Source organism: Komagataeibacter sp. FNDCF1, assembly GCF_021295335.1.
Taxonomy (GTDB): domain Bacteria; phylum Pseudomonadota; class Alphaproteobacteria; order Acetobacterales; family Acetobacteraceae; genus Komagataeibacter.
In genome coordinates, this window is sequence record NZ_JAIWOT010000001.1 from 136,397 (window position 1) to 156,959 (window position 20,563).

20 protein-coding genes are annotated in these 20,563 nt (G+C 60.0%); 11 read left to right on the forward strand and 9 right to left on the reverse strand.

Annotated features, from left to right (window positions below; translation table 11 throughout):
* Positions 1-78 precede the first annotated feature (78 nt).
* Positions 79-756: a DUF1028 domain-containing protein gene (locus tag LDL32_RS00605; protein WP_233063614.1), complete on the forward strand. Its 678-nt coding sequence runs from the start codon at positions 79-81 to the stop codon at positions 754-756.
* 153 nt (positions 757-909) lie between these two features.
* Here LDL32_RS00605 and LDL32_RS00610 read toward each other — a convergent pair whose 3' ends face one another.
* The gene (locus tag LDL32_RS00610; protein WP_233063616.1) at positions 910-1,089 is read right to left on the reverse strand and encodes a hypothetical protein; all 180 of its coding nucleotides are present in this window, start codon (positions 1,087-1,089) and stop codon (positions 910-912) included.
* Between the two features lie 470 nt (positions 1,090-1,559).
* Here LDL32_RS00610 and LDL32_RS00615 point away from each other — a divergent pair, with 470 nt between their 5' ends.
* The 6 genes from LDL32_RS00615 to LDL32_RS17940 all read left to right on the forward strand — a co-directional run bounded on the left by LDL32_RS00615 (position 1,560) and on the right by LDL32_RS17940 (position 6,637).
* Positions 1,560-1,838, forward strand: coding sequence for a hypothetical protein (locus LDL32_RS00615; protein WP_233063619.1), 279 nt, complete (start codon positions 1,560-1,562; stop codon positions 1,836-1,838).
* A 360-nt stretch (positions 1,839-2,198) separates the two neighbouring features.
* Positions 2,199-2,576 carry a hypothetical protein gene (locus LDL32_RS00620; protein WP_233063627.1) on the forward strand — a complete coding sequence of 126 codons (378 nt, stop codon included), beginning with the start codon at positions 2,199-2,201 and terminating at the stop codon, positions 2,574-2,576.
* Between the two features lie 7 nt (positions 2,577-2,583).
* A complete protein-coding gene (locus tag LDL32_RS00625; RefSeq protein WP_233063628.1) occupies positions 2,584-4,296 on the forward strand; it encodes a hypothetical protein in 1,713 nt (570 codons plus the stop codon).
* A 20-nt stretch (positions 4,297-4,316) separates the two neighbouring features.
* On the forward strand, positions 4,317-4,508 hold the full coding sequence (locus LDL32_RS00630; RefSeq protein WP_233063629.1) for a hypothetical protein: 192 nt from the start codon (positions 4,317-4,319) through the stop codon (positions 4,506-4,508).
* A 2-nt stretch (positions 4,509-4,510) separates the two neighbouring features.
* Positions 4,511-5,071, forward strand: coding sequence for a hypothetical protein (locus LDL32_RS00635; protein ID WP_233063631.1), 561 nt, complete (start codon positions 4,511-4,513; stop codon positions 5,069-5,071).
* Between the two features lie 15 nt (positions 5,072-5,086).
* Positions 5,087-6,637 carry an AAA family ATPase gene (locus LDL32_RS17940; RefSeq protein ID WP_233063668.1) on the forward strand — a complete coding sequence of 517 codons (1,551 nt, stop codon included), beginning with the start codon at positions 5,087-5,089 and terminating at the stop codon, positions 6,635-6,637.
* A gap of 189 nt (positions 6,638-6,826) precedes the next feature.
* On the opposite strand, the gene LDL32_RS00645 is transcribed toward LDL32_RS17940, so the two are convergent.
* Both LDL32_RS00645 and LDL32_RS00650 read right to left on the reverse strand, forming a co-directional pair.
* Positions 6,827-7,561, reverse strand: coding sequence for a DUF72 domain-containing protein (locus LDL32_RS00645; protein WP_233063671.1), 735 nt, complete (start codon positions 7,559-7,561; stop codon positions 6,827-6,829).
* Between the two features lie 431 nt (positions 7,562-7,992).
* Entirely contained in the window at positions 7,993-9,738 is a 1,746-nt protein-coding gene (locus tag LDL32_RS00650; RefSeq protein WP_233063674.1) for an oleate hydratase, read from the reverse strand.
* Between the two features lie 321 nt (positions 9,739-10,059).
* On the opposite strand from LDL32_RS00650, the gene LDL32_RS00655 reads away from it, so the two are divergent.
* The 3 genes from LDL32_RS00655 (at position 10,060) to LDL32_RS00665 (ending at position 12,251) form a co-directional block, all read left to right on the forward strand.
* A complete protein-coding gene (locus tag LDL32_RS00655; RefSeq protein WP_233063687.1) occupies positions 10,060-10,506 on the forward strand; it encodes a MarR family transcriptional regulator in 447 nt (148 codons plus the stop codon).
* Between the two features lie 65 nt (positions 10,507-10,571).
* Entirely contained in the window at positions 10,572-11,603 is a 1,032-nt protein-coding gene (locus LDL32_RS00660) for a 2OG-Fe(II) oxygenase (RefSeq protein ID WP_233063690.1), read from the forward strand.
* 63 nt (positions 11,604-11,666) lie between these two features.
* Positions 11,667-12,251: a nicotinamidase gene (locus tag LDL32_RS00665; protein ID WP_233063695.1), complete on the forward strand. Its 585-nt coding sequence runs from the start codon at positions 11,667-11,669 to the stop codon at positions 12,249-12,251.
* Between the two features lie 110 nt (positions 12,252-12,361).
* Here the strand turns inward: LDL32_RS00665 and LDL32_RS00670 are convergent, their stop codons facing one another.
* From LDL32_RS00670 to LDL32_RS00695, 6 genes are all read right to left on the reverse strand, one after another.
* On the reverse strand, positions 12,362-12,958 hold the full coding sequence (locus LDL32_RS00670; RefSeq protein WP_233063716.1) for an LUD domain-containing protein: 597 nt from the start codon (positions 12,956-12,958) through the stop codon (positions 12,362-12,364).
* The gene (locus LDL32_RS00675; protein ID WP_233063719.1) at positions 12,955-14,481 is read right to left on the reverse strand and encodes a lactate utilization protein B; all 1,527 of its coding nucleotides are present in this window, start codon (positions 14,479-14,481) and stop codon (positions 12,955-12,957) included. The genes LDL32_RS00670 and LDL32_RS00675 overlap by 4 nt, the downstream gene beginning before the upstream one ends.
* Entirely contained in the window at positions 14,478-15,221 is a 744-nt protein-coding gene (locus LDL32_RS00680; RefSeq protein WP_233063722.1) for a (Fe-S)-binding protein, read from the reverse strand. The genes LDL32_RS00675 and LDL32_RS00680 overlap by 4 nt, the downstream gene beginning before the upstream one ends.
* Positions 15,222-15,257: 36 nt before the next feature.
* Positions 15,258-17,009, reverse strand: a complete 1,752-nt coding sequence (gene dld / locus LDL32_RS00685) for a D-lactate dehydrogenase (protein WP_255673752.1) — start codon at positions 17,007-17,009, stop codon at positions 15,258-15,260.
* A 39-nt stretch (positions 17,010-17,048) separates the two neighbouring features.
* The gene (locus LDL32_RS00690; RefSeq protein WP_233063725.1) at positions 17,049-18,494 is read right to left on the reverse strand and encodes a carbohydrate porin; all 1,446 of its coding nucleotides are present in this window, start codon (positions 18,492-18,494) and stop codon (positions 17,049-17,051) included.
* Positions 18,495-18,732: 238 nt separating this feature from the next.
* A complete protein-coding gene (locus LDL32_RS00695; RefSeq protein ID WP_233063728.1) occupies positions 18,733-20,076 on the reverse strand; it encodes an IS1182 family transposase in 1,344 nt (447 codons plus the stop codon).
* A gap of 223 nt (positions 20,077-20,299) precedes the next feature.
* On the opposite strand from LDL32_RS00695, the gene LDL32_RS00700 reads away from it, so the two are divergent.
* Positions 20,300-20,515, forward strand: coding sequence for a hypothetical protein (locus LDL32_RS00700; RefSeq protein WP_233063731.1), 216 nt, complete (start codon positions 20,300-20,302; stop codon positions 20,513-20,515).
* The last annotated feature ends 48 nt before the right edge of the window (positions 20,516-20,563 follow it).

Genomic DNA, 20,563 nt, shown 5'->3' on the forward strand with positions numbered 1-20,563 from the left:
TTGCCTGATATCGTGCCGTACCATCATGGCGGACTGCCTGTCCGTCATTCCTGTTTTCAATAAGGAACCGGACAACACATGACATTTTCCATCGTGGCCAGATGCGCCCGGACCGGGCAGTTCGGCGTTGCCGTTTCATCTTCCTCCCCTGCCGTAGCCAGCCGCTGTGCCTTTGCCCGGGCGGGCGTGGGCGTGGTGGCAACCCAGAACATAACGGATCCGCGTCTGGGGCCACAGGGGCTGGATCTCATGCAGCAGGGTGCCAATGCCGCCCAGTGTCGTGATATTCTGGTAAACAATGCCGCGTTTGCCGAATTCCGGCAACTCGCCATCATTGATGTAAATGGTGAAACAGCTGTCTGGTCGGGTGCCCGTACCTTGGGCTGCCATGCGGCTTCCATGCACATGAATGTCGCATCGGCTGGTAACATGCTGGCCCACGAAGGTGTACCGGATGCGGTAACAGACGCGTTTCTGGCATCCGATGAAAACCTGCATCTGGGTGAGCGCCTGCTGGTCGCCATGCGCGCGGGACTTCAGGCCGGGGGGGAGGCCGGGCCCGTCCATTCGGCCGGGATGGTCGTGGTGGACAGGCAGGCCTGGCCGCTGGTTGACCTGCGTGTTGACTGGGATGACGCGCCCATTACCCGTCTTGCTGATCTGTGGCACATATGGCAGCCCCAGATGGATGACTATGTGACACGGTGCCTTAACCCGCTCTCCGCGCCATCTTACGGTGTTCCGGGGGATGCCTGACCCCGGTGACGGACCGCCCGGTGGCCTGTAACTACAGGCTGGCGGGGCGTCATCCGGCGGGTGAGGCAGCCGGTCCTGTGGTGCAATGGTGCGTCGTCATCAAAAATCACCCCCCATACAGCGCCTTCCGATGGGCCCGGCCGGGACGCGGTTTCACGCCTGTGTGTGGCGGCGGCCCGTGAGCGCGCCGGGTATTCCACAATGACAATCGAGATGCGTGCCATCACGATCGGATTGCACGATACCGAACGCCTGCGGCAGGCCGGCCCTGCCGCTACAGGCGGGTCTGTCACGCTGCGGCACGAAGCCTGCCACAAGAAGGTTCGACGCCACACAGATGTTCAGGGCACAGCATGCCCGGACGATCCGTTTTTTGTAATGACAGACCATATCCGTGCGCGGATTTCCCGGATGGACGTCAGGTAGTTCTCAAGAAATCATTTTCGAGCATGGTGCAGTAAATACCATTATGGCAACGCGCCTGATGGTGCGGGATAGAGAATGGCGGCATGCAGGTGGAGATTGATGTCCGGCCTTGACCGTATTTTGCCAATACGGCCCGTATATGCCAGGTGGTTCTGTTCGTTTTGAAATGTTTATGGATTATCCTGCCAAATGACAAAATAAAAAACAACAGTAAAAATAAAATACAGGGAATATATTAATAATAACGGTTTATTTTTATTTATAAATTATCTATTTTTATTCAATTGCGCACGAAACCCTGTTCAGCCCAGGCTGTTCTGTCATGGGACGGCCGAATGAACGACCGTCCCGTATCAGTAAAACAGGGAATGAAAAAAATGGCGAACCAGGGCGGAACCCATGAGCAGCACGTCAAGGCGGGCGAGCAGAGCCACAAGAACACCGGCACCACGCATGGTGACAAAGGTGAAGGCACGCACGGCGCCGGCACCCGGGGCGGCACGCATGAACAGCATGTCAAGGCCGGGCAGCAGAGCCACAAGAATACCGGCACCACGCATGATGAAAAGGGCGAGGATGCGCATGGAACCGGCACGCGTGGCGGCACCCATGAGCAGCATGTCAAGGCGGGCCAGCAGAGTCACAAGAACACCTGACATCGTGCCGGTCATCGGGGGGCGCCAGCAATACCGCTGGCGCCCCCCGGAACCGGGGACCATATTGCGGCATCTTTTCTGTCATGGGTCGTGGTTACCCGCAGCATGGAAAGGGGTCCTGTGGCGGCATGCTCGGGAAATATCGCTTTTTAAAGCCACGGCCTGATTGTGGTTTTGGTAAAAACAAGTAATTGACAGAATCCATTTACTTCAATACCGAATATAGAATATAGGGGATGCGGACTAATTGGAGTAAGCTGATTCTTTATGGCGCGGCAGATATTTATTAACAAAGGCGGAGCGGGAAAGCTCCAGACAGCAACCCATACGACCGTCCGGGATGCGTCCGCCAGCAGGCAGATGTCTGTCGAGCAGCTTCGCCGTCGGCGCAGCGGCAACTATGTCGATGCGGTCAGTCGGCTTGATACGGGGGGGCCGGTTTCAGCGCCGGATATCGACGCCATCCGTGCAGCCGTGACCGCGGAATTTCCCGACGGTCCCGCCAGCTGGCCACTGGGCTGGGTTTCCAAATGTTATCTTGGTACGCCCTACGAAGTACACATCGTTGATATTTCCGGTCATATCATACAGCATTTCAAGCGTGGTGAAGCGATGCCGGGCGGCATGGAACGTGCGCGTTCGCTTGCGGCTTCCGGCCGTTATGCCGTGATCGAGGTTTTTTCCGATCGTCTTGTCGCCATCGGCAGTGACGGCACCACATCCGTTTCAATGGGCTGATATTTCAATGGCTGAACGCATTATCCATACTGCTGACCTGAGTGCGATCCGCAACAACCTGCGCTCCCTTGCCGAAGGCATCGAAGATGTCGGTGATCGCGTTAATCACGTTGATGATACCATAAAGATCACCCGGCAGGAACTGTCCGACCTGCAGGCGCATTTCAACCAGTTCATTGATACCTACACCCGCGCCACGCAGGTCAGCCTGGCCGAGACGCGGCTGATCAAGCTCCGGCAGGAGCTGGCTTCTAAATTCGGGCATTATGATGATGTGCGCCGTGCGGCGGTCGGCCTGCTGCAGGCTACCGACATCAGCGTCGTCCATACGGCCACGATGCGCGACATTACCGAAGAACTGATGGTGCTCACACCTGCCTACTGGCTGGCCCCGGCCTTGGTGGCCCTGGCGGCATGGCTGCGTGATGACCAGCCCCTGGCCCAGCGCGCGCTGGGTGAAGCCCTGCGGCGGGATGATGAAAAAACCAGCCTTTTCTTTGCCCTGATCGCGCGCCGTGCCGGAAGAGGGACGGCCTGCGCCACATGGCTGGACCGCTTTCTGGGGCAGCAGGACCCCATGCAGCTGAAGCGGCAGACCATCGTGCTGATCAACGCCACCGCAGGCGGGGTTTTTGCCCCCGGTGTGCAGCAGATCTGCTACCAGCGCCTGCAGGCCTGGATTGATGAGCTCAGTGACCGGGCAGGCTTTGTGGAAGAGCAGCGCAGGCAGTGGCGCAAGGCCCTTGAATCCAAGATCCCCGAGGAGCAGCACGGCACGCGCTATCCGCATCTGGAACGGCTGTGCACGAACTGGCAGGTTCTGAACAGCCAGCTCAACCGTGCCAGCCTGAACACCGTGTTTCTTGATCACATGCGTGATATATTTGAATCACCGCTGCCTTCATCCGCCCGTCTGGCGGATGCGGTCGATGATCTGCTGACCCACCTGACCACCGATCACGATGCGGCCGAACTTCCCATGAAAATGGAGGAAGCACGGCTGGAGGCCATCATCGCGCAGGACGGCCGCGTCGATATTGCCCAGAAACATCATGACCTTGAGCGTGAGTCACTGGTGGAGGAAGTCAGCTTCACCCAGCTTCTGACGAATGCGGCCATGCATGCCGAGCGGTTCGGCGCCTCGCGCGCCTCGCAGCGCCTGGCCTTCGCGCTCTCGCGCGGCTGGGTGCATGATGCGTTTTCTGACCTGACGATTGAAACGCGGCGCAACCAGCCTGACTCAGCCCAATTGCAGATCGGCAACTGGAACGGGCAGACACATGATGGCACGGAAGAAAAAGCCCTGCAGTCCGGTCTGGAACAGCATATCCAGAGCGAGTGCATGGCGGCGGTGGCCCAGATCAGGCTGGGTCCCAAGCATGTGATCTGCAGCATAGTGGGTGTACTGCTTCTGCTGACCATCTTCATGGGCAATTTCATCTTTGCGCTTATCGGGGCGGCATTGCTGGCCTGGGTCTTCTTTGAATACAGGGGGCTGGAAAAAAAGCGCGACATGGTGCGGGATTCGTTCGACCGGCGCAGGCAGGCCGAAACGGCGGAACTGGGTGGATGCCTTGCGGAATATGTGGAATGGCTGCGTGATTTCGATGCACGTGACGCCGTGGCCACGCAGACCAGCGCCTATATCGATGCCATAGCCCCGGACACCCATCTTGCGCTGCGGGAGGAAAGTTCCCGCCGCATCCTGACCAACTCCTGAACCAGAGGGAAGCCGCTGCCATGACCCGCGATGTTTTCATCCCCCGCGCCGGAACGCCCCCCACGGTATCGACACTGGCCCCCGATACGTCTACTCCCGCTGCTCCCGCTCAGGCGCCCACGGGTAACGGTGACGCACCGCCTGACCCGCTGGCAGGGGCTTTTCCCGCATGGGATCTGGTACCTGCCACCCAGTTCGTACGGCGGCGATAGGCATGTTCGGACTATGGGGCAGGCGCGCTGCCAGGAATGGTTCCGATACAGACGGCGCACCTGAGACCTATGCCGAATGGAGCGCATGGTTCGAACGCTTTGAACGCGGCGGGGAAGATGACGTGCTGCTTGAACTTGCCAGCCGGGGCAAGGTCAACTGGTCCAGCGGCATGGCGACCAGCTTTGCCACCCGTGCGGCCAGTACGCTCCATGCACGCATGGAGGCCATCCGGCTCATGCTGCAGAAGCATCTTGGCACGGGGCGGGACGAAGGTGACCTTGGTCGCGCCGTGGTGAATGCCCGTCGTGCCTTTGCGCAGCTGTCACGCTATGCCGCGTTACCATGCTGGCCCGATCCGCTGCCCGGGCAGCTTGCCGACATGATCAGCCAGACGACCAGGGCCATCCAGCAAAGCCTGCTTGAAAGTGCCGCGACCGACCGCACCGGCCGCCTGGCCAAGATGCTGCGCGACAATCCGGTCGACCGTGAGGTGGCGCCTGTGGCCCCGATGGCGGAACATGGCCCCGCGTCACCTCCATCCGGTCGCCGCATCCTGCTCTGAGTGAACGAGGCCATAGTGAATACCAACGAATTTCTCGATGCTTTCGAACGGACCTTCAAGGCCCGTGTTCCCTTCATTCTTGTCCAGACAACGGAACGCAGCCGTGCGGTCGAACTGATCCGTGACGTATGCGCGCGGCAGAGTGTCACGGCCTATGTCCATACCCTGTCGAAGGGCACGCTGGATATTACGACCAACCGCGTGACCAACGAGGACCGTTCAGTCATCGGTGCCGTGGATTTTGCCGCCCAGCAGATGATGCAGCGCCAGCACCTGACTTTCGTGCTGACCGAACTTGATGATGTGGACACCGACAGCGCATTCGCACGCCAGCTGCTGGACACCGTTATCCTGGCTTCGGAAAAGGGCGGGACGATCGTCGCGGTCACGACCAAGACGATATGGAGCCAGGTGCAGCGCCTTGGCGTGTCGCTCATGCTTTCGCCGCCGGATCAGGACGAGACCTATATCAACATCTCCCGCCAGATCGATGATTACCGCAGCATCATGCCCATAGAATGGGATGATGCCGACATGCGGCGCGCCGCCACGATCCTGGGTGGCGTGACCAAGATCGAAGCGGAAAACATCATCGCGATGATGGCCGCGCGTGGCAGTATCCGCAAAAGCGATTTCCCCGAGCTCATGCGCGCGAAGGACAGTGTCTTTTCCGATGTGTCGGGCATTGAGCGGGTCGCCCTGCGTCCCGAGACCCTCAACATGGGTGGCCTGAGCGGGCTGCAGACGTGGCTGCAGCGCAAGCGCCCGCTGCTTACAGCCGACCTGCGCGAACGTGTGATCCGGCCGCCGCGTGGTGTGCTGCTGGTGGGCGTGCCGGGCTGTGGCAAGTCTCTGTCCGCCAAGACGATCGCGGCGCGGTTTGAAATTCCGCTTTACCGGCTGGATCTTGCCAATCTCATGGGGATGTACGTGGGCCAGAGCGAGGGACGCCTGAAGGAAGCCCTTGAGGCCGCCGACCGTGTGGCCCCCTGTGTGTTGTGGATTGACGAGATTGAGAAGGGCCTGGCCGCCGGTGGATCGGACTCATCGGGCGTGACCACGCGTATGATCGGGCAGTTCCTGTTCTGGCTTCAGGAATCACAGGCACGTGTTTTTGTGGTCGCAACTGCCAATGATGTCTCTAAGCTGCCGCCCGAACTGTTGCGGCGGGGCCGGTTCGATGAACTGTTCTTCGTTGACCTGCCTGGCAGCGATGAGCGGCGCGAAATCATTACCCTGTATGTGGAACGGGGCAAGCTGCTGCCACTGGATGCGGGGCTGCTGGAGGAACTGGTCGAACTGTCGGACGGGTTTGCCGGTGCGGACCTGGAAGCCGCCGTGCGCGAAGTGGTGGAGGAGGCTTTCCTGAACGGGGATGGCGCGGTCACGGCGGATCTCTACCGATCAAGCTTCCAGAACATCGTCCCGCTTTCGCGCACCAGCCCGGAGCAGATCGAGGCAATTCGCGCATGGGGCCGCGAGCGCGCGGTGCCTGCTTCTGGCCAGCCGATCGGGGATAATGCATCTTCTACCGCGCCCATGCGCCGGGCGGTACTGTTGGGATAACGGGCCACGCCGTTGCGTGCAGTCACGGCACGCGGCGGCCCCCTGACCCTTGGGCAGATGTGCCGCCATGGCAGAAAGATGGAGTAAGCATTCCATGCCGCCATGCGGGAATACGTAAGAAGGCAGGCATTTCCTTAACAGGGGCAGGTGGCCGTCAAAGACGTTATAACCCGTGCAATGAAAACGATGTCATTGCATGCAGGCGTGACAGGCCTGTGCAAGTTCAAAGGCGTTCAGTGGCGCGGCGCCATGGGTGGTGTTGTCAAAAATCGTCCAGACATCGGTGCCGCGTGCGGTTAACATGGCGATGGCTTGCGCATGGGCTTCAATGGTCTCCTGCCCATAAGGGGATTCATAGATGCGTGGGGAACCGTGCAGCCGGAAATAGGCAAGACCGCTCCAGCCACCGGGGCGGGCGGCTGGCAGGGGTACGGCCGGGTCCGCCGCAACGCGTGATATCCGCCGGCTTTGCAGCATCTGGTCGACTGCCGGCAGGAACCAGCTGGCATGCCTTGGCTCCAGAACGACCGGTCCGGTGATCATGGCCTGCAGGTCATGGAAGAACTGTTCGGCAATGTCACCAGGATAGGCGAAGCTTGGGGGAAGCTGGACCAGAATCGGCCCGCGCCTGTTGCCCAGACCGCTCGTTTCCTCGGCAAACCGTTCGATCAGCGTGCGGCAGCCGACCAGACGGCGCTCATGCGTAATCGCTTTGGGCAGCTTTACGGAAAAGCGGAATTCCGGTGGCACGCTTTCCGCCCAGCGCATGTAGGTGGTGCGGCGGTGCGGCCGATAGAAACTGCTGTTCACCTCGACTGCCAGAAACCGTGCGCCATAGCGTTCAAGATGCGTACCGGCCGACGGGAACCGCCCGACCAGCGCGGAAGGAATGGACCAGCCAGCGACACCGATGCGTATGGTCATGACCCGTTTCTCCTGCCATCGGCCAAAAGCGGATCACCCGTTTCCGGCCTGCGCCATATGGAAATGCAATCCTGCATGCATGAAGTCATGCGTTCTTCTGGCGTTCGTGTTAATTTCTGGAAATAGACCACATACATTCATAAATGGCTCCAGAATATGAAACTGACATTTATTATTTTCCTGTTTGCATCACATATTTGAAACTATGCGGTATATGGTGCCTTGTGCATGCTGAACGGCCCGGCAATGACTGGAACAGGCGGCCCATCCTGTCTGTTCCTGCCGTGTCCATGGATGCTTTTGATACCGGATTTTCCAGCCTGACGCGTCTGCTACCGCCATGACCGGCCTTGGCGCCGTGGCAATCGGCCGGCCCCGGCACTCCGGGCCGGACAGGTTTGCGGGCGATACGCCGCCGCGGTCTCTTCCGGTCAGATCAGCCCGTAGCGTTCCAGCAGGCTGTCGATTTCTGTTCCGTCCGTCAGATGATGCACAAGTCCGGATGCCGGGACCTCCTTTCCGTCCCGCAAGGCCGCTGCTGCCTGCAGCAGCATGCGGATATCATAGATACTGTCAAAAACCTCGGGCACAGCCCGGTCGAGATCGAGAAGCGTATAGACCGCCTCCATTGCCGTACGGACGGAATATTCCGTTGTGAAGACCGTGTCGCGTGGTGTTTCGGCAAACTGGCCAAGGAAGGCAAGGTTGACGCTGCCATCCGGCACCACCTTCGGCCTGTCTCCGGCGGCGCGCGGCATGAACTGTGCGGTGATGAATGGCATCATGCATGGATGCGTGATCGCGCCGGTTGCGGCCATATCGTCAATCTGATCCACTGGCACGCCCATATGGAACAGCCATTCCTGTGTGATTTCCGCGCCGGTGCAGTCCTGCATGGGCTTGTTCACGTAATTTCCGGGCACATCGCTGAACAGGCCGTAAAGCCACGCGACCATCTGCCCCGGGGGCTGGTTTCTGAAATGCGGCTGGCGACTGACAACCCAGCTCATCAGCCACGCGGAATCCTGGATTGTGACCGGCCCTCCCGTCACGGTCCGGCCGGAGAAGGGATCACGCCCCGTTATCCTGTGCACCAGATCGGGGATGCGCGCGTCCCGTGTCGTGACGGTGGCGGATACCCAGCGGGATTTCCCGGTATCACCACAAAATACATCGGGTCGGCCAAATGCCGGGTCCTGGGCCGCGATATTGCGCCATAGCTGCCAGATACCGCCCTGCCTGATCTCGGTATCAACCGGTGCGGGTGTGTGGTGGTCGCCCCAGCGTGAATTCTTCACCATCGAACCGTTGGTAACGAAAACCAGATCCTCCGCGCCTACATCGACACCACCAGCCACGCCGTTTTCCAGCCAGTCGATATGACGCGCCACCTTCTTTGTGTCTGCCATGTCCACGCATACATTGGTAACCTGCATGCCATGGCGGAAGATCACGCCGTGGTCGGCCAGCCATGTGGCCAGTGGCCTGCTCAGGGATTCCTGCTGGTTGAATTTCGTGAATTTCAGCGTGTGCAGGTCTTTCAGCCCCAGGACCTGATGCACGAAGCGGGCCAGGTAGCGTTTCATCTCGATTGCACTGTGCCATGTCTCGAACGCGAACATCGAGCGCCAGAACAGCCAGAAATTGGATTTCATGAAATCGTCGGACAGGACATCACTGATGACTTTGCCATCCAGCCGCTCCTCATCCGCAAGGATGAGCGAAATAATCTCCCGTCGTGCCCTGCCGGTCAGCTTCAGGCTGTCACGATCCGGCAGCTTCTGCCCGCGCGCACACATGGCCCGCACCGGGCTGCTGCTGGGATCAATGCGGTTGAGCCGGTGGAATTCGTCCAGCACCGAAGCGCCCGGCATTTCCAACGACGGGATCGAGCGGTAGAGATCCCACAGGCACTGGAACTGCTCCTCCATTTCCCGCCCACCACGGATACGCCAGCCGGTCGTGGCATTGCCCGCGCCGTCCAGTGCCCCGCCATTGGCATCGGAGGCCTCGAGAATGGTAATCCTTGATGGCGTCATCCGTGCGTCACGGATCAGGAATGCCGCCGCTGCCATGCCACCCAGGCCGCCGCCCACGATCCAGGCCGAACGGGTATCCATCCCGGCGGGTTTGTCAGGACGCACGAAGGCTTCGAAATTACTGTGGGCGTATCTCATGGCAGGGTGCTGCTTTCAGGATCCGTGACGGAGCGACCGATATGATGGAAAGAGGAGGTCATCACGGCCATACCGTGCCCTCCGGTGATTACTGTCCTTGACATGCATCAATTTCACGAAAACGGCACCCCGCCGGGATGCTGCCCGGTCGTGACTGTTGCTGACGGTCATGTTCATGAAACGGTCCGCCTGCCCAAAAAACGGCGCCATTGAGGCGCATCGCCAGCCATGTCCGCAACGGAAATGGCATAATCCACCGCAAACAGATATATTCCGCCGCTGTTCTATCGGGGCGGGCCGCATGGGAGGGGATGATCAACCGTGACTGACACCAAAAAGGATAACAATGCCGGGTATGAGCTGGAAAACCAGATCGGGCATCTTCTGCGGCGGGCCTACCAGCGGCATACATCCATTTTCCAGGGTACCATCCCTGATGAACATCTTACGACAGTGCAGTTTGCCGTGCTGGTCACCATACATGATGAAGGCGAAGGCTCGCTGATGCATATCGGCCGGCTGACCGCCATAGATCATGCAACACTGCGTGGCATTACGTCGCGCCTGAAGCAGCGCGGCCTGATCCGCATACGCAGCAATCCAGATGACGGGCGCGAACGGCTGCTTTCGCTCCTGCCCGCGGGGGAGGAAATGGTCCGTCAGTACATACCGGCGGCACAGCGGATTTCGGAACTGACCCTGGCACCGCTGAATGAATGTGAACAGGTCGCGGCGCTGCATGTGCTGCACAAGCTTGCGAATGGCTAGAAACCATGCCTGAACCGGCAGGAACCGCCATCATGCCCACCCTGTTGCACGGATAAAAGGCAGGAATGACATTGCATCACGTCATGGCTGGCGACCCTGCGCCCGGTTTCATCCAGCATTGCACCACGCACTGGGGGCGCTACAGCTTTGACATGGCGGCAGGACGTTACAATATCCTGCTGTTCGTCCCCGGGCTGCATACGCCATCCGCAAAGCAGGCCCTGGCGTCTTTCCGGCGGTACGGTGCACAGGGCAGGGACGGCCATATGCAGCTGTTTGTTGTCGTTGCGGACCCGGCGGACCGGATAGCCCATTCCCCGGCCGACAGGGTGCCCGGCGCCCTGTTCGTGTGGGATGCCGACCGCCTGGTGCATGGGCTTTATGGCGTTGCGCCCGATACCTGCCTGTGGGTCGTGGTTGACCCCATGATGCGGATCTGCCTGGTCAGGGAGGATACACCCGATGGTGCCGGACAGATATATGAATGGACGGACCGGCAGCCCCGGCATCAGGATGGTCCCGTTCCGGCCCTTCTGCTGCCCGATATACTGGAGCGTGCGTTCTGTGACAGCCTGATTGCGTATTACCGGGTACGGACGCCGCAACGCTCGGCCATCCTGACGCAGGGGCGCGCGGGGCAGGCGGTCAGTATAACGGATCAGGCGTTCAAACGGCGTCATGACTGCGTATTGAATGACCCTTATCTGGTCCAGCAGCTTCAGGCCCGTATCATCCGCCGGGTCGTGCCCCAGATTGCCAAGGTCTTCCAATGTAAGGTGACGCGGATGAACAGGATGATCGTCAGTTGTTATGATGGCCGGGAGAATGGATGCTTCGGGCCACACCGTGACAATACGGTTGCTGAATCGGCCCACCGCCTGTTCGCGATTTCCATCAACCTCAATGATGAATACGAAGGGGGTGAACTGGTGTTCCCGGAATTTTCCGCACGCGGGTTTCGCCCACCCGCCGGGGGTGCCATGGTCTTTTCATGTGGACTGCTGCATGCCGTCAGGCCCGTTACGCACGGGTGCCGCTATGCCTGCCTGCCCTTTGCCTTCAATGATGGCTCACTGGCCCGTTCAGTCACGAAATGACCGGATGCACATTGATGCCTGCGGGCACGGATCAGTAATGTCCATATGGATGAAGGGCGATTCATGTACAAGATAACATCATCCGATGCATTGCTGATCATCGACATGCAGCCCGATTTCCTGCCCGGGGGGCCGCTTGCGGTGCCGGGCGCGGACATGCTGCTTCCCGTGATCAACCGGTTGTCCCGTCTGCCATTCGGCCTGGTTGTCGCCAGCCAGGACTGGCATCCGCAGGATCATGTGTCCTTTGTCACGCGATCCGGGCCATGGCCGGTCCATTGCGTGGCGGATACGCCGGGTGCGGCACTGTCACCACATCTGGAGCAGAAACGGATCGGCGTCATCATGCGCAAGGGCATGGACCCGGATGTCGACAGCTATTCCGCGTTCGGGGACAATAACGGCACGACCCGGACCGGGCTTGCAGGACTGCTGGAAAGCCGGGGCATGACCCGTGTATTCATTACGGGTGTCGCACTTGACTACTGCGTGGCCTGTACCGCGCGTGATGCGCGCCGGGCAGGCTTCAATACGATTGTGCTGCATGATGCCTGCCTGGGCGTGGCGGCAGCCCCTGACACGGTTTTTTCCGCCCTGGCGGCGGATGGGATCACAAGCGCATCCAGCCCGGATCTGCAACCGGGCTGACGCGGCAAGAACCGGATGCACGATATCGGCACCATGTATCCTGTCAGGCGCGTTCGGTGGCCGGTTACGCGCCCGGCGTGCCCCGCCTTGTTTTCCACCATGCCGGAGGGTCAGCCGTCATGGCCCGGTACAAAGAACAGGCGCAGGGAACGCACACCCTGTGCGCCATGTACCAGCACCCCTTCGATATCCGCCGTGGCGGATGGGCCGCTCTGCAAGACCGCATAATGCATCGATCGCCATTCCGGACGTTGATAGGCACGATGCAGGTTGCTGACAATCCGTGCCGGGTCCAGCAGCACGATCAGGTGCTGTGGCAGGTAACCCAGCGTATTGACCAGCAGGTCCTCTTCCGTCAGGCAGACCGACCCCGTTTCCGCCACGCCAAAGGAAGCCCGTACCACGCCGATGTCGATATCCGCCAGTGATGCGGGGGGCGTATCATCGCTCAGGCTACGGTTGCCCCTGATTTCGGGCACGCGCGAGCAAGTGACGGGGGCTGTGGACATGATCCTGCGCACCACGTCCAGCGGGTCGTCCTGGCCACAGTCGGGTAGCGTTCCCCCCATCCGGACAAAGGATTCGCGGAAGGTCGCAGGCAGGTCCGTGCCCGGTGGCGGATCAAAAAACGGCACCTGTGGCAGGGGGCGGGCAAGAGCGGGTTTGTGGGCCCGCACGCGGGCCAGTATGTCTTCGCGGCTGCTCATGCGGGCTTTCCTTTTTTTGTTGCGCGGTTTGCGGCATACCATTGATGGAATGTCTCACGTGGCGGGGCAGGCACCTCACGGCCATGCCCCCATGTATTCAGGCGGTTGTACACCATGAAGCGGGGCAGATGTTTCAGGGCGCTGTCCGCCGTTGCGATGGCCGTGCGATACAGCGCCGGGTGGGACAGCAGGTGCCCGGCTTCGCGCATAATCACCTTTTTCATGAGTGGCAGCTCATGCGTTTCAGCCAGAACCCTGCGCCAGCCCGCGATCTGTTCGTGAATATTGATCCTTACGGGGCAGACATTGGTGCAACTGCCATTGAGCGTGGAGGAAAACGGCAGGCTGCTGTAGCGGTGACGGTTGAAGGTCGGGTCGATGATCAGCCCGATCGGCCCGGCATAGGTTGCGCCATAGCTCAGCCCCCCGCTGCGGCGGAACACCGGGCAGGTATTCATGCACGCGCCACAGCGGATGCATTTGAGCGATGTCCAGAACTGCTCCATGCCCAGCCGTTCGGACCGCCCGTTATCCACCAGCACGACATGCAGTTCCCCTCCACGGCGGGGGCCGCGGAAATGGGATGTGTACTGGGTGATGGGTGAACCCAGTGCGCTGCGCGACAGCAGGCGCACGAAAACCGGCAGGTCTTCCAGCCGGGGGATGACCTTCTCGATCCCGATGGAGGCAATCTGCAATGGTGGCGTGTTGGCCGAAAGATCGGCATTGCCTTCATTGGTGCACACAACGAACGTCCCGGTTTCGGCCACCACGAAATTGGCGCCCGTCAGACCGGCCTGCGCATCCAGGATCAGCGGCCGCGTCTTTTCGCGCTGCTGTTCGGTCAGGTAATGCACGTCATCATCATCCGGGTCCGTGCCCAGTGTGCGGGCGAACACCTCCGCCACGTCCGAACGCAGCTTGTGCACGGCAGGCACCACGACATGGCTGGGTGCTTCATCATCAAGCTGCTGGATGCGTTCACCCAGGTCGGTTTCCACGACTTCGACCCCGGATTCAGCCATGAAATCACGGAAGCCGCATTCCTCCGTCAGCATCGACTTGCTTTTGATCAGCCGTTTGACGCCATGATCGCGCAGCAGGGACAGGATGATGGCGTTATGTTCATCCGCATCCTGCGCCCAGTGGACATGGATGCCATTGGCGCGCGCATTGGTCTCGAACTGTTCCAGGTAATGGTCCAGATGGGTCAGGGCATGTTCCTTGATTTCGGATGCCAGCCTGCGCAGGTCCTCCCATTCCGCGATCCCGTGCATCTGCCGGTCGCGTTTCTGCCGCAGGTCCCACAGGCGTGCATCATGCATGCGTTCATGTTCGGGGGCTGCGATGAAGCGTTCGGCGGCCCCGGCCTGATCGATGGGCTGGTCGCCGTTTATCACCGCGCCACGCGGCTGGGCCTCACGCACGCGCGAATGCAGCGGGATGGATGCCCCTTCGGCATGGTCCAGGCGGCCGGGATGGGGCGGGTTGCGGTTCAGGTCGCTGCCCTGTGCGCCGCTCATGCCCGTGCCCCGTTCAGGATCTGGGCGATGTGGATGAACTTGAGCGGCATGTCCAGCCGCTGCGCGCAGCCCTGCTGGTGCATCATGCATGAACTGTCGGCCGAGACGACATAGTCCGCCCCGGCGCTGCTGTGGTCACGCACCTTGTCATACCCCATCTTTTCCGACACACCCTTTTCAAAGACCGAGAACGTGCCGCCAAAGCCGCAGCATTCATCGGGGCGCCGGATATGCACGAATTCCAGTCCGCGCACCTTCGCCAGCAGGTCGGCCGGTTTGGAAAAGGCCGGTTCGCGCAGTTCGCTCATGCTGGCATGGTTCAGCCCACGCAGGGCATTGCAGTTGTTGTGCAGGCTGACACGGTGCGGGAATTCGGCCCATGGAAAGGCATCGACCTTCAGGATGTCATGCAGGAATTCAACCAGTTCATAGGTCCGTGCACGCACCTGCCGCACGTCATCGGTCTGTTCCACCGCATCCATGTCGCAACGCACATGGTGCACGCAGCTCCCCGATGGGGCGACGATATAATCGTATCCGGTAAAATTGCGGACAAACAGGTCTTCCGTGGCGGCGGATTCCGCGTGGCAGCCGGTATTGGTCATGGGCTGCCCACAGCAGGTCTGCTCACGCGGGTATTCCACATCCAGCCCGAAGCGTTCGAGCAGTTCCAGCGTGGCGATACCCACTTCGGGGTGAAAGGCATCAATGTAGCAGGGTACGAACAGGCCGATACGCATGGCGGGTACTCCAGAATATGCACAAAGGGAACGGGGTCAGGACACGCTTTCAGCCAGCCAGTTGCGGCGTTTGGTGGTCTTGCCGATGCCGGGATTGAAGCAGTTGCAGGGATCAAGCGCGCGGTAGTGCTGCTGCAGCGATTCAGGGGCGGCGTACAGGTGTCCGTAATTATGTTCCGCCGGGTAGCGCGCGCCGCGGCGGTCCAGCAGGGTCAGCATCTGCGCCTCGATCGGTGGGCAGGCATTGCCTTTGCGCACGATATAGTCCTGATGCATGACGTGGCACAGGAAATGCCCGTAATACAGTTTGACAACCAGCTTGTGGTCCAGGTCGGAAGGCAGGGTTTCCGACCATTGCCGGTCATTGCGGCGCAGGGCCACGTCCAGGGCGACAATATCCTCCACCGTGCGGTGATGCGTGGTGCGGTAACGGATGGCGGCGCCGGCCGCGGCAAAACGGTGCAGGAAGGCCCTGGCCCCTTCATCGGGCGTGCAGGCGAAGTAGCGCGTGCCATTTTTTGCACAGAAACCGTCAAGGAATGTCCGGGCTTCCCCGGCAAGGTGCCCGCTGACCTTGAGCATCAGGTGATGTTCGAACCGGTCCCGGAAATCATACATGCGTTTGGGCAGGTGGCGGGGGAACAGCCGGCTTGCGGCCTGCAGCAGCCGGTCGCTCATGTTGCCGGGCAGGAAGGCCACGCGTTCGGCCAGCCGGTCAAAACGGTTCTTGAGCGCAAACAGCATGGGCAGGCGGCGCGTGCCGATGGCGCGGATGATCAGGAAGGTGTCCTTGCCATATTCTTCCGCAATGTCGAAGGCGTCACGGTGGATGTATTCACCCGCGATCGGCAGTTCGGAAAACGCGGTCAGGATATGGCGGCGGATGTCCTCCAGTTCATCGGGGCTGTTGGTGCCGATATAGAAAACGGCAGGGTTCTTTTCAGCAGGGAATGTATCCAGCCGGACGGCAAACAGCGCCATGCGCCCCGCACAGCCCGCCCCTTCGAACAGACGGGCCGGGTCGGCATTGTAGCGGGCGGGCGTGTCCGCCTCGACATCGCGCACGTGGGTTGCGTAATTGTCGTCATGTCCTTTGCCGGCGTTCCAGTTGATGGCGTTTTCCGCGATCACGCCGCGATCGAGGTTGCCCAGTATCTCCTCGGCATCCTGACCCAGTTCGACACCGAGATGATTGACAAGATGCAGCGTGCCTGTGTCATCCACCTGCGCGAAGACCGACATCTGCGTGAATGCCGGTCCACGCTGCACCAGCGCGCCACCGGAATTGTTGCTGACCCCGCCAAAAACTGCAGCCCCGATGCATGATGAGCCAATGACCGAATGCGGCTCGCGCCCCAGCGGCGCCAGCGTGCGTTCAAGCTGGTCCAGTGTGGCGCCCGGCAGGCAGATGACCTGCCTGCCCCCGCCAATGACAAAGATCTTTTTCAGCCGCATGCCACTTATGATGACGATGTCGCGGTCATAATCATTGCCGTCAGGGGTCGAACCGCCCGTGATGCCGGTATTGGCCGCCTGCATCAGCACGATCTTGTTCGCCCTGATGCACGCCTGCACCACCCGCCACTGTTCCACAAGCGTGCCGGGATGCACCACCGCCAGTGCGTTGCCCAGCCCGAAGCGGAAACCGCGGCGGAACGGCAGGGTCCGTGCGGGGTCGGTCAGGACATGGGCATCTCCCACGATCTGGCGCATCTGGCCGATAAACGGGTCCCGCGCGGCATCGTGTGTGGATTGATGCGCAAAGCGGGCTCTCAGGGTGGTAAACATGTCATTTCTCCTCCCGTTCCGTGGGGGAACGGATGCGGGTTACAGGGTGCCGATAACTTTCAGCCCCACCACTTCGGCATTTGGAATGTGCGCGGTCTCGCCGGGGCGCATCATGTATTCGAATTCCGGCTGGACCAGGATGCCGGGATAGACCGGCACCCCGTAATAGGCTTCCAGCACGGAGGCATGGGTCTGTGGCCCGTTGACATGTGCCCCCAGCGCCATACCCGCATCCATGCGCAGCTGCTGGCCCAGTTCGGTGCGCGGGCTCATGCGGTAGTAGGAATACATCAGGCCAAACCGGTCATGCGGGCGATAGGGAATGATGCCCAGCAGGGACGAGCCGACATAGAATTCATCCGATATGACCGATACATCCGGGGTATTGTGGATATAACCGGCCAGTGCATAACCGCCCGCCATCTGGTTGCTGCCACCCTTGCGGTACAGCATCTGGTCGGCTTCCAGATAGAAGGTATCGCGGGCCTCTCCCCCATGGCGGCGTACGGTGCTGCCGGTGGGGATGTCACCAATGTTATCGGCGTAACGGGTGGTGTCATGCGCGAAGCCCAGAACGTAATGGCCGGGCAGCTTCCTGGGGCCGAAAAAGGGCTGCCATGCGAATTCCACCGGTATCATGAGCCCGGTGCTCTTTTCCCCTGCCCAGGCCCAGCCGCTTATGTCCTCATTCAGCGGGCTGACACTGTAGGCGCCGACCTGCATGATCGTGTCGCGTGTCGGCCGCAGGCGTACCCGCCCGCCCCATGTCGCCTTGGGATAGACGCTGAACCCCGCATCAAGCTTGATGGCCACGGGGGCGGAGCATGTCATCATGAAGCTGCACAGCAGGGGCGATGTCGCAAAGACATGGGTCAGCGCCATGCGGCCAAACGCCAGGTCCACCGTGTTGTGCAGGAATGATTTCTGGGCGTACATGTCCGTCAGATGCGCGACCGAATGCCCGGACAGGCTGTACACTTCCATAAGGCTGATATTGTAGTCGCCCACCCGGTCATGCGAGACCTCGCGCCCCACGCGTTCCATAAGCAGGGTATGGACTGTCCAGCCGTCCAGCCCGAACAGGCGCCCCAGGTCGAACTGGGTCTGCAATGTCAGTTCATGCACGTAATCCATGCCGCGGGATATGCCACCGCCAACATCGGCCATCGCTTCACCCTTGTAAGTAAATGAAAATGTGATCCCCCTGCGTTGCAGGCGTGAACGGAAGGCCCCGATCTGGGGCAGGAGATGGCCCGGTGCCTCGGATGAAGCATAATAACCCGCTGACAGGTCACGGACGCGCAGCGCGTCCTCGCGATTATTCAGCAGGATCGACAGTCCCTCACTCCTGAAAATGGTATTAAGCCGGGTGGAGACAGAAGCGTGTGACACCGTCGGCACGTCATGCGGTTCGGCATGGGGCTGGGAGACCAGTAGATGCAGACGTGGCTGTGCAGTATAATCCGCATCAGATTTACGCGCCAAGGATGGTTTGCAATGTATAAAGGCTATAAAAAATACTAATAGCCAATAATTTATGTGTAAAAAGTGCAATCCATTGCAGGGCGCGCATCCTGTTATTTTAAGGGCGCGAAACATGAAATGGTTTTTAAAATTGATTCCTTCGTTCCGGCAACACACGAAATGGGGATTGACGCCTTCGTTACCTAGCAGCCTGTCGGGTTGGGCATTTTGCGGCTGATAACGCCGAGGCTGACCCGGCTTATGCTGCCTGAAGCCGTGCCATTCTTTTGCAGTTGTATGCGAGAGCGACGAGGGTCCATTCAGTCGTGACTTTTGCAAGGCCACGCAGACTGAATCTTCTGAAGCCCATGATGCTTTTGATAATTCCAAAGACCGGTTCAACGGTCTGTTTTCGTAGTCTGTAAATATTTCCGGCTTTTGTGGTTTCCAGTTTTTTCTTCATGGCAAGCCGCCAGGGTTCGGTGATCCGGCGCGGTTCCCTGTCTTCAGGAGGTGGCCGGAAGTCATAAGGCCTGCGGGCGCAGGGCCGTCCGATGGCGACCAGCGGATCGATGCCTTTTTTCCGCAGGTCCCGGACCGCCTGCCCGCTGGCGTAACCGGTGTCGGCGAGCACTGTCTTTGGGAGACCGATCGTGTGTTCCATCGACAGCACGGTGCTGGCAAAGGATGGCGCGTCCGCTGACGTGGCGACAACGTCGGTTGTCACGATCAGCTGACTGCCTTCGGCGCAGACCACGGCCTGGGCATTGTAAGCCTGCCGGAACTCGTGGGCGTCCGAACGCCGCATGAGGCGGCTGTCGGGATCGGTCAGACTGATCTGCCGGTCGGGTGGCGGTTCATCATCCGGCGGTTTCGGCGCCCTGCCACGACGCCCTGTTTTCGCATCATAAGCGGCTTTCTTCTTCTCGTATGCCGGTCGCGCCGCCTCGGCCTGCGCTTTCGCATCTGCTTCCAGCCGGGCGCAGGCTTCGTCCAGCTTCGCTTTCAGTGTTTCCCGTCGGGCAAGCTCTTCTGGCAGGGCCTGCGGATCTCTGTCTGTGGCATCTGCGTGCTCCGCCTGGTCCATCAGTTTCGCGATATCCACCGCCAGCTGTTCGCGCAGTGCCCTGATCCGGTCGTAGCGCAGGGAACGGTATTTCGAAGCGTCGGCATCAATTTTCGTGCCGTCAATCGATACGACACCCAGACGCAGCAGACCCGTCTCGCGCGCCAGAAGCAGGACCTGCGCAAATGCAGCTTCAATGGCTGTCCGGTTCGTCCGGCGGAAGGTCGCAATCGTATCATGATCCGGATGCAGGTTCGCCGCCACGAAGCGTACCCCGATGTCGCGATATGTCGCCCGCTCGATCCGGCGTGAGGAAAACAACCCGTTCGCATAGCTGAAGATCAGAAGGGCCAGCATCAGGCGCGGATGATACTGCGCCTTGCCTCCCGTGCGCACTGGCACGCAGAACGCACTCATCGGAACCCGCTCAACAGCTGCGACAATGAAATGCGCCATATCGTCAGCCGGAAGCCACGACGTCAGATCAGGCGGCAGAAGATACGGCTGGGATCGGTCAAACGGGATGAAGCGGCTCATCGCGACACTCTACAGCCTTACCCCTTCACAGGGTACCCCAACCCGACAGGCTGCTAGAGAAATTCAAAAAGAGAGTGATGCGGATTATGTCATTGATTTTTTATAAATACTTAAAGGAAGAAAATTTTTATTTGGATTCATACCGCTTGTGCGCCTGCATCCGCACGGTTCGGATCATTGTGCACGTTCCGTGCGTATCAGCATGTACATTGACGTCCGTGGCATGCCCGTTCTGGCATGCATCCGTTCTGGCCCGTGCAGGGACAGGGTGGAGCATGGACAGCCCAACCTGGCGCGGGCTATGGTCTGGAATGCCATCATTCAGAAAATAATAATATTTAATAAACAAATGATTATAAATATTCAGATTGATAAACAGGCATATGCTGGTTCGAAAATCATGCCGGAAGAATATTGTGTACATGTTGCCAGCGTGTGAGCGTGGGGCTGCCGGCCTGAAATGGTCCTGCTGGCGGTACGTCGCGTG